The organism is Leptolyngbya sp. DQ-M1, from assembly GCF_039962505.1.
In the GTDB taxonomy this organism is placed as follows: domain Bacteria; phylum Cyanobacteriota; class Cyanobacteriia; order Leptolyngbyales; family Leptolyngbyaceae; genus Leptolyngbya.
Genome location: NZ_JAMPLJ010000001.1, coordinates 389,590 through 402,591, shown reverse-complemented (window position 1 = coordinate 402,591; position 13,002 = coordinate 389,590). Strand labels below are relative to the sequence as shown.

Annotated in this window: 16 protein-coding genes and 1 pseudogene; 12 read left to right on the top strand and 5 right to left on the bottom strand. The window is 47.6% G+C overall.

Annotated features, from left to right (window positions below):
- Positions 1-52: 52 nt before the first annotated feature.
- The 4 genes and pseudogenes from NC981_RS01945 (at position 53) to NC981_RS01930 (ending at position 1,866) form a co-directional block, all read left to right on the top strand.
- A complete protein-coding gene (locus tag NC981_RS01945) occupies positions 53-520 on the top strand; it encodes a hypothetical protein (protein ID WP_348241312.1) in 468 nt (155 codons plus the stop codon).
- The gene (locus NC981_RS01940) at positions 517-1,128 is read left to right on the top strand and encodes a PIN domain-containing protein (RefSeq protein WP_348241311.1); all 612 of its coding nucleotides are present in this window, start codon (positions 517-519) and stop codon (positions 1,126-1,128) included. The genes NC981_RS01945 and NC981_RS01940 overlap by 4 nt, the downstream gene beginning before the upstream one ends.
- A 95-nt stretch (positions 1,129-1,223) precedes the next feature.
- Positions 1,224-1,529, top strand: coding sequence for a nucleotidyltransferase domain-containing protein (locus NC981_RS01935; RefSeq protein WP_348241310.1), 306 nt, complete (start codon positions 1,224-1,226; stop codon positions 1,527-1,529).
- Positions 1,526-1,866: pseudogene (locus NC981_RS01930) on the top strand (HepT-like ribonuclease domain-containing protein). The gene NC981_RS01935 and the pseudogene NC981_RS01930 overlap by 4 nt, the downstream one beginning before the upstream one ends.
- A gap of 83 nt (positions 1,867-1,949) precedes the next feature.
- Here the strand turns inward: NC981_RS01930 and NC981_RS01925 are convergent.
- Together NC981_RS01925 and NC981_RS01920 are read right to left on the bottom strand one after the other, a co-directional pair.
- Positions 1,950-3,338, bottom strand: a complete 1,389-nt coding sequence (locus NC981_RS01925; RefSeq protein ID WP_348241309.1) for an ATP-dependent DNA helicase RecQ — start codon at positions 3,336-3,338, stop codon at positions 1,950-1,952.
- 155 nt (positions 3,339-3,493) lie between these two features.
- Positions 3,494-3,898 carry a hypothetical protein gene (locus NC981_RS01920; protein WP_348241308.1) on the bottom strand — a complete coding sequence of 135 codons (405 nt, stop codon included), beginning with the start codon at positions 3,896-3,898 and terminating at the stop codon, positions 3,494-3,496.
- A 200-nt stretch (positions 3,899-4,098) separates the two neighbouring features.
- Between NC981_RS01920 and NC981_RS01915 the strand changes: the two genes are divergently transcribed.
- The 4 genes from NC981_RS01915 to NC981_RS01900 all read left to right on the top strand — a co-directional run bounded on the left by NC981_RS01915 (position 4,099) and on the right by NC981_RS01900 (position 7,777).
- A complete protein-coding gene (locus NC981_RS01915) occupies positions 4,099-4,437 on the top strand; it encodes a hypothetical protein (protein ID WP_348241307.1) in 339 nt (112 codons plus the stop codon).
- A gap of 78 nt (positions 4,438-4,515) precedes the next feature.
- Complete coding sequence (locus tag NC981_RS01910) at positions 4,516-5,361, top strand: Npun_R2479 family HD domain-containing metalloprotein (protein WP_190378093.1); 846 nt, start codon at positions 4,516-4,518, stop codon at positions 5,359-5,361.
- 83 nt (positions 5,362-5,444) lie between these two features.
- Complete coding sequence (locus tag NC981_RS01905) at positions 5,445-6,590, top strand: AI-2E family transporter (protein ID WP_190378094.1); 1,146 nt, start codon at positions 5,445-5,447, stop codon at positions 6,588-6,590.
- Between the two features lie 20 nt (positions 6,591-6,610).
- A complete protein-coding gene (locus NC981_RS01900) occupies positions 6,611-7,777 on the top strand; it encodes an ABC transporter permease (RefSeq protein ID WP_348241306.1) in 1,167 nt (388 codons plus the stop codon).
- 21 nt (positions 7,778-7,798) lie between these two features.
- Here the strand turns inward: NC981_RS01900 and NC981_RS01895 are convergent, their stop codons facing one another.
- Positions 7,799-8,122 carry a YnfA family protein gene (locus NC981_RS01895; protein ID WP_348241305.1) on the bottom strand — a complete coding sequence of 108 codons (324 nt, stop codon included), beginning with the start codon at positions 8,120-8,122 and terminating at the stop codon, positions 7,799-7,801.
- An 84-nt stretch (positions 8,123-8,206) separates the two neighbouring features.
- On the opposite strand from NC981_RS01895, the gene ppk2 reads away from it, so the two are divergent.
- The gene (gene ppk2, locus NC981_RS01890; protein WP_348241304.1) at positions 8,207-9,034 is read left to right on the top strand and encodes a polyphosphate kinase 2; all 828 of its coding nucleotides are present in this window, start codon (positions 8,207-8,209) and stop codon (positions 9,032-9,034) included.
- A 5-nt stretch (positions 9,035-9,039) separates the two neighbouring features.
- Here the strand turns inward: ppk2 and NC981_RS01885 are convergent, their stop codons facing one another.
- Positions 9,040-9,600 (bottom strand): Uma2 family endonuclease, encoded by a 561-nt coding sequence (locus NC981_RS01885; protein ID WP_348241303.1) that lies wholly within the window; start codon positions 9,598-9,600, stop codon positions 9,040-9,042.
- 62 nt (positions 9,601-9,662) lie between these two features.
- Between NC981_RS01885 and folK the strand changes: the two genes are divergently transcribed.
- From folK to NC981_RS01870, 3 genes are read left to right on the top strand one after another with little or no spacing between them, the layout of a single operon-like run.
- A complete protein-coding gene (gene folK / locus NC981_RS01880; protein WP_348242020.1) occupies positions 9,663-10,133 on the top strand; it encodes a 2-amino-4-hydroxy-6-hydroxymethyldihydropteridine diphosphokinase in 471 nt (156 codons plus the stop codon).
- A 21-nt stretch (positions 10,134-10,154) separates the two neighbouring features.
- Positions 10,155-10,709, top strand: a complete 555-nt coding sequence (locus NC981_RS01875) for an NUDIX hydrolase (RefSeq protein ID WP_190378099.1) — start codon at positions 10,155-10,157, stop codon at positions 10,707-10,709.
- Positions 10,710-10,712: 3 nt separating this feature from the next.
- Positions 10,713-12,149, top strand: coding sequence for an FAD-binding domain-containing protein (locus tag NC981_RS01870; protein ID WP_348241302.1), 1,437 nt, complete (start codon positions 10,713-10,715; stop codon positions 12,147-12,149).
- A gap of 153 nt (positions 12,150-12,302) precedes the next feature.
- On the opposite strand, the gene NC981_RS01865 is transcribed toward NC981_RS01870, so the two are convergent.
- A complete protein-coding gene (locus NC981_RS01865) occupies positions 12,303-12,905 on the bottom strand; it encodes a Uma2 family endonuclease (RefSeq protein ID WP_348241301.1) in 603 nt (200 codons plus the stop codon).
- Between the last annotated feature and the right edge of the window lie 97 nt (positions 12,906-13,002).

The following is a 13,002-nucleotide window of genomic DNA, read 5'->3' as shown; positions in this document are numbered from 1 at the left end:
TCAAGTTTTGCGACAGAATGATAGAGTAAATCGTCTTTGAAGAGGGCGAATGATGTCGATTTATCTAGGTTTTCAATGGGATATAGAAGTTAGAAATCGCTCTGGTCAACTTGTCGTAGCGGTTGAAGTGAAAACCAAACTGAATGCTGCACCAGATTGGGCTGCGAAATTTAGAAGTAATCTTCTCGCTCATGAAGAAGCTCCAAAGGCTCCATATTTCCTGATGGCTTTTCCCGATCGTCTCTTCCTGTGGGTTGAATCTGATGGTCAATTAGATCGAGAACCAGACTACATCATTGATGCTGTTCCAATTTTTCAACCTTATTTTGAACGAACAGGAATCCAGCCTGAGCAAATCTATGGCGACAGTTTTACGCTGATGGTTGGTGCGTGGTTAAGCGAACTGACGCTTTCAAAAAATCTTGCTGAAACATCCTATCAATCACAATCCTGGCTGATTGATTCTGGTCTCTATTCAGCCATCTCTGGAGGACAACTTCAGTATGAGGAATTGGCGTGAATATTTACGTCGAAACGAACTTTATTCTGGAATTGGCTTTTGAGCAGGAACAGTGTACAAGTTATGAATCAGTTTTAAGTCTGTGCCAAACTGGTCAGGCAGGGCTAATCATTCCGGCTTATAGTTTGGCTGAACCCCATGAAAAGTTGAGCCGTCAAGCCATTCGTCGCACGAATTTGCAGCAACAACTGAATGCTGAATTAGCTCAACTTTCACGGACAGTCTCTTATGGCGATCGGATTAGGAATATTCAAGATGTCTCTGATCTCATTACTCTAAGCAATCAAGAAGAGCGACAACGATTCAATCAAATTCGATCGCGCTTAATCAGCCTTGCTGAAATTATTCCACTGACTTCCGACATCTTGCTTGAAGCCGCATCCTGTGAGCTAACTTATCAGCTAAGACCTCAAGATGCGATCGTCTATGCTTCTGTGGTGGATCATTTGCAGCAGAATCAACCCCAGCGATCGTGCTTTCTCAATCGCAATGCAAGAGACTTTGATGATCCCAATATTATTGGTGAACTCAATCAATTGAATTGCCGAATGCTTTCCCGATTTGATCACGGATATCAGTTTATTCAGGCACAACTGCGATCGTCATAAAGTTTGCAGAATTTACCGATGGCTTTAGGATTTTGAAAGGAAGATCTTAAACTAGAAGTAACTATCTGAAAATCTTGATTGCTGAAGTATAAACAATGCAAACGGGATTAGGAATTGCGGAGCTTTTATCGGAGAAACGATCGCAGATCCTAGAAGTCGCGGCACGGCATGGAGCATTCGACATCCGAGTATTTGGTTCAGTTGCGCGGGGAGAAGCGACAGCAACCAGCGACATCGATTTTCTGGTTAACTACGATTTGGAAAGGATTTCGCCTTGGTTTCCTGGAGGGCTAAAGCTTGATTTAGAAAGGCTTTTGCAGCGCAAGGTTGATGTTGCAACGGTGGATATGTTGAAAGAACGGATTCGAGAGTCTGTTCTTTCAGAGGCAGTGCGGTTATGAGGCGAGATGATGAACGGTTGCGGGATATTTTGGTGCGATCGCAGCGATTGAACGGTACGCGAATCAAGGAAAGCAGGCGTTTGATGCACAAGAACTGATTCAAGTTTGGATTGTTCATCATCTTCAGGTTATTGGAGAGGCAACAAATTCATTATCAGTCGAATTGATGAATCAATACTCCGAAGTGCCGTGGGTGCAAATTATTGCGTTCAGGAACATTGTGGTGCATGAGTATTTCCGGGTGTCGCTGAACTTAGTTTGGGTGATCGTGCAGAACAACTTACCTAGTTTGAAGGATACGGTTGATAGAATGCTTGTGGAGATTGATGATCTCTAAAAGGTTTCATCAGAGCAATGTGTAACTTGTAGAAGTTGGGTCTCCACGACAGTCATAATTACTGGCTTGTTGAGCTTCTGGTGTTAACGACAGTGATCACAGTGACCACAAGCAAAGTTCTCAGCATCCTGCTCAAAGCCAAACGATCGCAACACAAACCTCCACCGACAGCCTTTAGTGCTGAGATAGTCTTTCATGGATTGGGTCGAATTGTGCGAAGTCTTCAATCGCTTTTGTTTAGACTGAATTTCATAGTGAAAAGGATCAGTCCAAGTCAGTTGATTTGCATTGTGCAGAAGAGAAAGCGCGATCGCTGCTCCCTTAAACTCTCGCGCTACCACATCAATATTGCCTTGCTGCGGTAGCTTCGGAATTAATTGCTGTGCTTTGATAGCTTGATTGCGTTCCTGAGTCTCAAAGAACTGCCAGCGCTGACGATCTTCTAAATCAAGCCAACTGCTTTTGAGTAGAACCGCGATCGCAGCTTTTCCATCTCGTCCTGCTCGCCCAATTTCTTGGACATACTCACTCATCAGCAACGGAGCATGATAATGTACAACCCATCGAGTTGCAGCTTTGTTAACTCCTAGACCAAAAGCGCAAGTTGCAACCACAAACCGTAACTGATCGTTCAGCCAAGCCTGTTCAATCTGTCGTCGATCGGTTGATTTTAAGCCTGCATGATAAGCTGCAGTTCGATGTCCTTGTTGAGTTAACCATTCTACGAGTTCTTCAGCATCTCGACGCGATCGTACATACACTAAGCCTGAGCCAGTTTGAGCGCGAATCACCTCTAATAACTTTTGTCTGCGCTGTCTCGGCGTTGAAACAGGTTGAACCTTCAAGGTTAGATTCGCTCGATACGGACTCACTCGAAAACATTGCGGTGCTTCAAGTTGTAAAAGGCGTTGGATGGTTGCTTGAGTTGCTGGGTTTGCAGTTGCCGTAAAAGCCGCGATCGTAATGCGGTTTCGATGGTTCGATAAGGTCGATCGAGCAGCCCCCAATCGATAGTAAACAGGTCGAAATGTCTCACCCCACTGAGCTAAACAATGCGCCTCATCAATGATTAGTGAATTAATCTTAAGTTCGGGATTGATCAAGCGCTGCCAAACGGGTGGACTTAGCAGTGTTTCGGGGGAAAGATACAGTAAGCGATGAGTTGCAATAGCATTTAGAACTTGTTTGCGTTGCCAGCTTGAAAGTTCACTGTGGAGCAGTGCTGCTGGAATGCGTTTTTGCTGTAGCTCTTGGACTTGGTTTTCCATCAGTGCAACCAAGGGAGAAACAACGATCGTTAATCCTTGCTGCATAATGGCAGGAAGCTGAAAGCACAATGATTTACCGCCACCTGTGGGTAAAACAATCAACGCATCCTGCCGAGCTAAAATCGCTTGAACGATCTCAAATTGAGGAAACCGAAACTCTGAATAGCCCCAAATTTGCTTTAGGCGATCGTGTAAGAGTGGCATCATCCTACACACCGCCAAAAAACCAATGATCCACGAAGCTCAGACCAAAATACAACCCCTGCACCCGTGGATCATTCAATTTCTTCATTTGGTAAATTCTCGCGATCGTACCCACTTAACGTAGACAGACCCACGCAAGAAATCGCACCGTCGAACTATTTCACCGTCAACATATTCGCTAACTCTGCATGAATAAACGCAATATCTGGATCGCGCTGAATTGCGTGATAATAATTCTGCTCTAACGTCGATCCGGTTTGCGACGGTTGCATCAGTTGACGAGTTTGAACGAGTAGCTCATCCGCTTGAGCCAGTGTAATCGGCTCCTTCGCGCTCAAAGCTTCATCAATCTGCACAATAAACTGCGAAATTGGTCGCAACCAGGCAAACCATTCACTTTCCAGCACCAACTGAAAAAACTCCGTATTCGATCGAATCCGTCCATACTCCTGCTCATACCTTACCCGCTCTCCATCGAGCAGCGCTTTATGCAGACGCAACAGGGCAAACCGCACCTGTCCCAATCGTTGCAGCGTTGAATCAAACTCAGTCAAAGACATCCGGCAACATCTGGTAAACACCATCCCCATCTTGTCACATCCGAAGCGAGCAGACTGTCCAGTGCCCGATTGATTTCAATAGAGATTCTTCTACCCCAACGATTAATCTTAAAGTTTATTGAAAGTTTTGTCCGAGCAGATAGATCCTCAACGGAGCAAAACCATAATATCGATCAGCCATTCATTGAGATTCAGTATTTATGAACCTTTCATCCAACCTGCTCTCGACTTTGCTGGGTTTGGTTGCGACCAGCAGTCTAACCGTGCTGCCCCAAAAGGCGATCGCCCAAAACACGACACCCTATCCAGCAGAAGCAGTTGAAGTGTTTACGAAAACTTGCGTTGAGCAAGGGGACAGCAAAACCATTTCTTCCGAGGCGATGCGTCAGATTTGTACCTGTAGCATCGAAGAACTTCAGAAAACCTATTCGTTTGAGCAATTCACCCAAATCGGCAACAGCATTGGACAAGGCAAGGCTGCACCAGAAGAATTAAACTCGATCGTTCAAGCCTGCGTCGCTGAGGTAATGAAAAAGTAAAAACGAGATTCAGCACGATATTTAATTTGTGAAGCGGGGCGGGAAAACTAAAAGCGTTAATTAGCCATACCGCCCCAAATGTTTAACGCCACAGAACTCTTAATTGATGATTTTGTTCAGAAGCTGAAGGAAGGCTACCATCGCACGTATGGCGGCTGGAAGTCTGATTATGAAGATATCATCGGCTGGGTTGGGTCGATGGCAATGGAAAATATCGCAAATAGCGATGCGCTTTATCACAATGTTGAACACTCGATCTTGGTGACTCTGGTGGGTCAAGAGATTTTGCGAGGTCGGCATATTCGCGATGGTGGCGTGTCGTGTGAGGACTGGCTCCACTTCATTATTTCGCTAGTTTGCCACGATATTGGCTACGTTCGGGGAGTTTGTCGGCAGGATAGACACAATCTGTATGCAACTGGACGCGATGGTGCAATGGTGGCAGTGCAGCCCGGATCGTCGGATGCGGCGATGACTCCCTATCATGTCGATCGCGCCAAACTCTTCATTGATGAGCGATTCGGTGGACACAAACTGATCAACGCCGAAATCGTTAAGCAGAATATCGAGTTAACGCGCTTTCCGGTTCCCGCTGCCGAAGATCACCAGGACACGATGAACTATCCCGGCTTGATTCGCGCCTCAGACTTGATCGGGCAATTAAGCGATCCCCGCTATCTGAAGAAAATTAGCGCCCTCTACTACGAATTCGAGGAAACAGGGGTTAACAAAGCCTTGGGATACCGTCATCCTGGAGATTTACGCAAGAATTACCCTAAATTCTACTGGCAAGGCGTTTATCCTTACATCAAACACGCGCTGTACTATCTGTCGCTGACGCAACAAGGAAAGCAAATCATTGCGAATCTCTACTCGAATGTGTTTGTGGTTGAGCACGAACCTGCGGATGATTATTGGATGTAACTTCAGGTAGAAAGCCGCGATCGCATCCCACCCATTCGCCAAATCAGGCGGCAGAATTAAAAGGTACTCGATCGCGCCTGCTCATGGATCGTTTTTTCTCCCCTATTCAGCAATTTCTCATTACTTGGTTGCTGATTCTAGTCTCTGGATGGCTGACGCTCAACGCCCTCACTTATTTTGGTGAACTGATTAGCGTTCTAGTCACAGCGAGCTTGATTGCTTTTATGCTGAACTATCCGGTTTCGCGGCTGAGCCAAGTGCTACCGAGAACGATTTCGGCTGCGATCGTTTACCTATTCGCTGGCGTAATTTTTGGGGTGGTGGCGGTGACGATCGCGCCGCCAATTCTTCAGCAAGCGCAACAACTCGCAGCAAATTTGCCAAATCTGATTGCATCAGGACAAGATCAAATTTCGGAATTTCAAGCGTGGAGCCAAGCGCGGCATTTAGGCTTTGATTTGTCGTTTCTTGAGCAGCAGTTCTCCGCTCAACTGCAAGGACAGGCGCGATCGCTCGCTTCAACCGGAATTGGCTTGGTGCTGGGCACGTTTAACTGGGTGCTGGATTTTATTTTGATCTTGGTGATCTCGTTTTACTTGGTGCTAGATGGGAAGAAGCTTTGGAACGGGATCACGGGCATTTTTTCGCAGCCGATTCGGGAAAGTCTAACGAACTCCATGCGCGATAGTTTACAGCGATTTGCATCCGGTCAATTGCTGTTAGGGCTGTTTATGGCAGTGATGCTGTCGATCGCGTTTTGGTGGCTGCGAGTGCCGTTCTTCCTAGTGTTTGCCGTGTTTATCGGGGCGATGGAAGTGATTCCGTTTATTGGGGCGAGTTTGGGAATTGCGATCGTTGGGATTTTGGTAGCGTTTATTGATTGGTGGTTAGCGATCGAAGTGGTCGGGGTTGCAATTGGAATTCAGCAGGTAAAAGATAATGCGATCGCGCCTCGGATTTTAGGAGAGTTAACGGGGTTCAGTCCCGTCATCATCCTCATGTCGCTGCTGGTAGGTGCTAGAGTAGCGGGATTATTGGGTGTGATTTTGGCGATTCCTTTAACCAGCGTCGTTAAAACGACCGTCGAAATTCTCCTCAATCCTGACTTGCCGCCGCAGCGGGGATCGATCTTCTCGGAAACGGTGGAAAATAGCATTCTGGAGCCCATGCTCTCGGTTGAGCCTGACGACGAACCGAAAGTCACAATCATCGTCAACGATTCGCGTTAACCCCTATTCTTCTCTGACCTATGGACTGGTGGCTGAAACTCAAAAGAAATCCGTTAGCCAAGCTTGGAGCGCTGCTGCTGCTGCTGTTCTATTTCTCGGCGATCGCTGCCGAGTTTGTTGCGCCCTATAGCCCGTGTGATACGGTGTCGATTACCAGCGGGGCTTGTAAGCCTCAAACGGATGGTGCATTGTTACCCCCGACGCAGATTTATTGGACGGATCAAAATAATCGCTTCATTGGCCCGCACGTCTATCCGACCACGCAAGGCCCGGTAGATGTGAATACGGGCGATCGCGAATTGCGGGTCGATCGATCGAAGCCTTCACCGCTGAGATTGTTTGTGCAGGGTGAGCCTTACCGCTTTTTTCAAATTCGATTACCGTTACCGACCCAGGTTTCACTCAGCGATCCGAAGTTTGAAGAAATTGAACTGTTTCCAGGGATTCCTGGCAATCTGCATTTGTTCGGCACGACTGGCGAAGGGAAATTTAATTTATTAGGGACAGATGAGCAGGCGCGGGATTTGTTTAGCCGCTTGGTGTATGGCGGTCGAATTAGTCTCAGTATCGGATTGGTGGGGATTGCGCTGTCGTTTCCGATCGGAATGTTAATCGGCGGAATTTCTGGCTACTTTGGCGGCTGGATTGATGGGGTGTTGATGCGAATTGTCGAAGTGTTGATGACGATTCCCAGCATTTATCTTTTGGTGGCGCTGGCTGCGGTGTTGCCACCGGGATTGTCAAGCGCTCAACGGTTTTTGCTGATTATCTTCATTACGTCGTTTATTAGCTGGGCAGGATTGGCGCGGGTGATTCGGGGGCAAGTGCTTTCGATTAAAGAGCGTGAGTTTGTGCAGGCATCGCGGGCAATGGGTGGAAAATCGCTCTACATTATTGTTCGGCACGTTCTACCGCAAACCGCAACCTATGTGATCATTTCGGCAACGCTGCAAATTCCGAGTTTTATCATTGCGGAATCGGTTCTGAGTCTGATTGGTCTTGGGATTCAGCAGCCTGATCCGTCCTGGGGAAATATGTTGTCGTTGGCAAGCAACGCCTCAATTTTAGTGCTGCAACCCTGGTTGGTGTGGCCACCTGCTGTTTTGATTGTCTTGACGGTGCTGGCGTTTAACCTGCTTGGAGATGGATTGCGCGACGCGCTCGATCCCCGGAGTTTGCAGCGATAGTTCCAAGGCGCGATCGCGCTTCTAGTGTCGGGGTGCGTACATCATCACCAACACACCCATGAGCGCGATCGCGCCTCCGAGCCAATCGTAATAATCAGGACGAACGCGATCGACGATCCAGCCCCAAGCGATCGACAACACAATAAACACGCCCCCATAAGCTGCATAAGCTCTGCCAAAATTGACGGGCTGCAAGGTTGGTACAACTCCGTAGATCGCTAAGATAAGCATTCCAACCGCTGCAAACCAAACGCTTTTTCCTTCACGCAACCAGAGCCAAAATAGATAGCCGCCCCCAATTTCACATAGTCCAGCTAAGACGAAAAACAATAGAGACTGAAGCATCGGTTTAAACATGCAGATTCTTTTCAGTATTGCTCAGGATGCGGTGTTGTAAGTTGAGTTTAAGTGTTTGTTCTCGGTGTGCTAATGGATCGATCGAATAAAAAACAACACACAACTGAGGCTCATAAAGCAAAAAAGCTCAGTTCAAAAGTTTATGAAACCGAACTTAGCAAGTTACAAGCCGAACTGGTGAAGATGCAGTATTGGATCAAGCACACCGGATATCGGCTGGTGATTATCTTTGAAGGGCGAGATGCGGCGGGTAAAGGGGGCACGATCAAGCGCATTTCCGATCCGATGAATCCGCGTGGGTGTCGAGTGGTGGCGTTAGGAACGCCGTCCGATCGCGAAAAAACCCAATGGTATTTCCAGCGCTATGTAGAGCATTTACCGTCAGCAGGTGAGATTGTGCTATTTGATCGCAGTTGGTACAACCGCGCTGGGGTCGAGCACATCATGGGTTTTTGTACCGAAGTGCAGTATCAAGAGTTTATGCACTCCTGCCCAGAGTTTGAGCGGATGCTGGTGCGATCGGGGATTATGCTGCTGAAATACTGGTTTTCGGTGAGCGATGAGGAGCAAGAGCGGCGATTTCAATCGCGGGCAATTGATCCGATGCGGCGATGGAAATTGAGTCCGATGGATTTGGAGTCTCGCGATCGCTGGGTGGAATTTTCCAAAGCAAAAGATACAATGCTTGCTCACACAAATATTCCTGAAGCGCCCTGGTTCACGGTCGAAGCGGATGATAAAAAACGTGCTCGTCTCAACTGTATCAGTCATATTTTGAGCAAAGTTCCGTATACCGATATGACTCCTGAACCGATCGAGCTAACGCCGCGTCAGGCTGCTCCCGATGATTATGTTCGTCCCCCGATCAATGAACAATTCTTTGTGCCCTCGATTTATTGACGCAGTTACAACAGAATTTTCAGCGCTAAAGAAAATCCTGGAACGACATCTTCACCGCTTAAAGTTGCAGATTCAGGATATTGCGTGATTGAACCATCGGCGCGATAGACAAAAGCGGTTTTGTTTTTACAATCAATTAGCCATCCTAAGCGCACCCCATTCTCGATGTACTCCTGCATTTTGGCTTTTAACGCTTCGAGGGAGTCGGATTTCGATCGAATTTCAATCACAAAATCAGGTGCGATCGCGATAAATTTGTCTTCTTGCTGTTTCCAGTTTTGAGGTAATCGACCCTTCGCGACAAATGCCGCATCTGGAGAGCGGATTGCTGTATTTGCCAATCGAAATCCAGTGCTAGAACTGAAAACGTTTCCTAATTCTTGTCCATGAACGTGAACGTAGAGAAAGCTAATCGCAGACGCTTCTCGATCTCCTGAAATTCCCCCAACCGGTGGCATCGTGACTAAACTCCCATCGGCATTACGTTCAAATCGCAGTTCGGGATTTTTGGAACTCATTTGCATTAGTTCTTCATCGGTAATCTCAGTAAAGGCAGGATGTACCATTAGCTTGTCCAGAATGCAGCGATACTCTTGACTATAACAGGGAAGTTTTGGATTATCGTCTGATGAAATATGCGATCGCGCTCGGTAGCAATTTGGGAGATTCACGCTCGATTCTAGAATCTGCATTAAGTCGATTAGAGGGTGTGATTGCGCGATCGTCTTGGTATCAAACCAAAGCAGTGACGCTTCCCAACAGTCCGTCCCAGCCCGATTATCTCAATGGCTGTGCGATTCTTGAAACTGACTTAGAACCCCTAGAACTGCTCGCAAAGCTTCAGCACATTGAAAGCGAATTTGGGCGGATTCGGCAGCAGAAATGGGATGCTCGTACCCTTGACTTAGATATCCTTCTATTTGAAGATGGAATCTTTCAAACGCAAATGCTAAATATTCCGCATCCGCGTATGAGCGATCGGGCCTTTGTGCTGGTGCCTTTGGCTGAAATTGCTCCGGATTGGCAGCATCCAGTGTTGAATCGATCGATCTTGGAACTAGCGCGATCGATTGATGCGTCTGATGTGCGAAAGCTCTAAATCCTTCACCTCGTTAAGTTTATGTCCTTCGGATCAGAACCTCCTCAACTCCTAAAGCAGCGCCTTTTGTACAAAGGACGCAAGTTTAACTTTGAAGTCAACAGTTTACGATTGCCGAATAAATCAGAGGGCGATTGGGAATGTATTCGTCATCCGGGCGGTGCATTGGTAATCCCAGTGACGACTGACGGCAAGCTTGTGCTGGTGCGGCAGTATCGATTTGCGGCAAAGGGACGATTGTATGAGTTTCCGGCAGGCACTGTTGAACCGGGAGAAGATCCGCTCGAAACGGTGCAGCGCGAGGTTCAGGAAGAAACAGGCTACACCTCGGAAAATTGGAAGAAGCTTGGACAATTCTTTTTAGCTCCGGGCTATTCGGATGAGATTATCTATGCGTTTTTGGCGACAGAAGCCACTGTGGTCGAGAATCCGCCTGCACAAGATGAGGATGAAGACATGGAAACAGTGTTAATGACCCCGCAGGAAGTCGAGAGTGCGATCTACGCTGGAGATATCGCGGATTCTAAGTCGATTTCTAGCTTCTTATTAGCGCGATCGTTGTTACTCGGTTCGTAGGTTATGTCTGATTTGATTTTGTTTTGGCATCGTCGGGATCTTCGGGCTTCAGATAATTTGGGGCTATCCAAGGCAAGAGAACGATCGCCAAAAGTCGTGGGCGTGTTTTGCCTTGATCCGTTGATTCTCGATCGCGATGATGTTGCGCCTGCGCGGGTGAAGTATCTGATCGGCAGTCTGGAATCGTTGCAGGAGAAATATGCGGCGGCGGGGAGTGAGTTACTGATTATTCAGGCTGATCCGAAGGAAGGGATTCCGAAACTGGCACGATCAATCAATGCTAAAGCGGTGTTTTTGAATCAGGATGTGGAGCCGTATGGACGCGATCGCGATCAAGCGGTGATCGATGCGCTGAATGAAAGCGGCATCGAAGTGCAGCGATTTTGGGATCAACTGCTCCATTCACCGGAAGACATCAAATCAGGCACAGGTTCGCCTTATACGGTTTATTCGCCGTTTTGGAAGAATTGGAGCAGTCGATCGAAAGCGTCTCCCGTTGCAGATTTGGCAGGGGCAGAAGGATTGACCGATGCCGAGCGGGAACAAGCAGCAGGGATCATTCCGCTTCCCTCGGCAAAAGACTTAGGCTATGTCTGGGACAATGCTTTGATGCTTGATCCGGGTGAACAGGCAGCACAGGAACGATTAGAAGAGTTTTGTGCGAGTGCGATTTACGAGTATCAGCAACAGCGCAATTTCCCGTCTCAGCCCGGAACTTCGCTTTTAAGTGCAGCGCTCAAGTTTGGGGTGATCGGAGTCCGGACGGTTTGGGCGGCGACCGTAGAGGCGGCAGAGCATCGGGGGGAAACCGATGATATTCGGGTCTGGCGACAGGAGATTGCTTGGCGTGAGTTTTATCAACACGCGATGTATCATTTTCCAGAATTGGCAGATGGGGCTTATCGTCCAGTGCTGAAGACGTTTCCTTGGGACAATAACGAAAAGTATTTTCAGGCTTGGTGTGAAGGGCGGACGGGATACCCGATTATTGATGCGGCGATGCGGCAGATGAATGAAACCGCTTGGATGCACAATCGTTGTCGAATGATTACGGCAAGCTTTCTGACAAAGGATTTGTTTGTCGATTATCGCTTGGGTGAGAAGTATTTTATGCAGCGGTTGTATGATGGCGATTTGTCGTCGAATAACGGCGGGTGGCAGTGGAGTACATCGAGCGGCATGGATCCAAAACCGTTGAGAATCTTTAATCCGGCGAGTCAAGCGAAAAAGTTTGATGCGGAGGCGGAGTATATTCGCGAATGGTTGCCAGAGTTGCGGAGCGTTGACACTGAGAATTTGATTTCGGGCAAGATTTCGCCGGAGGAGCGCGATCGAGCCGGATATCCCAGACCGATCATTGACCACAATGTTCAACAGCGCAAATTTAAGGAGCGGTTTGCCGCGCAGAAGGCAGCGACCGGAGATGGCGGCGGGGATTAGTAGACCTCTTACATGAATTGTCGATGCCCTCACCCTAACCCTCTCCCCAGGGAGAGGGAACAAGAATTCTAGCTCCCTTCTCCCCCAGGGAGAAGGGTTGGGGATGAGGGCTGTCTGGATTCATGCAAGAGATCTTGCGAGTGTTCAGCAGAATCAAGCATTCAGAATTTGATTGAGAGTCAAGGTTAATTCGGGAAAGGTACGAGAGAGAATACGATCGTCCTCTTTAAACGCCGTGGATTGGTAAACGCCTGACTCATCTAATAAATAAACAAAAACCGTCGGCGTTTTGGGGTTGCCTAAGTAAGTTCTGCTGCCGATCGCTAGATAATCAACGATCCAATACTCAGAAATTCCCATTCGTTGATATTCATCGAGTTTATCGATGTAATCGTCTTCCCAATTGGTTGAAACCACTTCTAAGGCTAATTGAATCGGTTCTTGTAAAGCGGCATAGGCAAGCCGATTCGATCGCCACAACGCTAAATCAACAACGCTTACATCTGGATTGCGCCCATGCTCTTTGCCTGCTTGCGTTTGTGTGGCTAAAACAATCCGATCTGAAACTTTGTAGTTTAACTGACGGAGTTTTACTTCATCTTTCATTGCATCAGCAATAAAATCGGCGATGTCCTCGTGTTGTCTTGTGGCTAAAATTCTCACGATTTCCCCATCAACGAGTTCATAGCGCCCATCTTCGGGATATTGCTCAAGAAACTGATCAAAGGAAAGCTCTTGTTTGGCAGCGATCGTCATTGCGATACGTCCTCCTGTTTCCAATGCTCTCAATCTGTAGATTTCAGACGACTGGTAGACCTCGATTCTAGATCAAGCTGAACTTAACCCTATCAAG

Excerpts from the sequence above, each read along its gene's own strand:
- NC981_RS01945 (WP_348241312.1), top strand. The coding sequence starts at position 53 with ATGTCGATTTATCTAGGTTTTCAATGGGATATAGAAGTTAGAAATCGC.
- NC981_RS01935 (WP_348241310.1), top strand. The coding sequence starts at position 1,224 with ATGCAAACGGGATTAGGAATTGCGGAGCTTTTATCGGAGAAACGATCG.
- NC981_RS01925 (WP_348241309.1), bottom strand. The coding sequence starts at position 3,338 with ATGCCACTCTTACACGATCGCCTAAAGCAAATTTGGGGCTATTCAGAG.
- NC981_RS01920 (WP_348241308.1), bottom strand. The coding sequence starts at position 3,898 with ATGTCTTTGACTGAGTTTGATTCAACGCTGCAACGATTGGGACAGGTG.
- NC981_RS01915 (WP_348241307.1), top strand. The coding sequence starts at position 4,099 with ATGAACCTTTCATCCAACCTGCTCTCGACTTTGCTGGGTTTGGTTGCG.
- NC981_RS01910 (WP_190378093.1), top strand. The coding sequence starts at position 4,516 with ATGTTTAACGCCACAGAACTCTTAATTGATGATTTTGTTCAGAAGCTG.
- NC981_RS01905 (WP_190378094.1), top strand. The coding sequence starts at position 5,445 with ATGGATCGTTTTTTCTCCCCTATTCAGCAATTTCTCATTACTTGGTTG.
- NC981_RS01900 (WP_348241306.1), top strand. The coding sequence starts at position 6,611 with ATGGACTGGTGGCTGAAACTCAAAAGAAATCCGTTAGCCAAGCTTGGA.
- NC981_RS01895 (WP_348241305.1), bottom strand. The coding sequence starts at position 8,122 with ATGCTTCAGTCTCTATTGTTTTTCGTCTTAGCTGGACTATGTGAAATT.
- ppk2 (WP_348241304.1), top strand. The coding sequence starts at position 8,207 with ATGGATCGATCGAATAAAAAACAACACACAACTGAGGCTCATAAAGCA.
- NC981_RS01885 (WP_348241303.1), bottom strand. The coding sequence starts at position 9,600 with ATGGTACATCCTGCCTTTACTGAGATTACCGATGAAGAACTAATGCAA.
- folK (WP_348242020.1), top strand. The coding sequence starts at position 9,663 with ATGAAATATGCGATCGCGCTCGGTAGCAATTTGGGAGATTCACGCTCG.
- NC981_RS01875 (WP_190378099.1), top strand. The coding sequence starts at position 10,155 with ATGTCCTTCGGATCAGAACCTCCTCAACTCCTAAAGCAGCGCCTTTTG.
- NC981_RS01870 (WP_348241302.1), top strand. The coding sequence starts at position 10,713 with ATGTCTGATTTGATTTTGTTTTGGCATCGTCGGGATCTTCGGGCTTCA.
- NC981_RS01865 (WP_348241301.1), bottom strand. The coding sequence starts at position 12,905 with ATGACGATCGCTGCCAAACAAGAGCTTTCCTTTGATCAGTTTCTTGAG.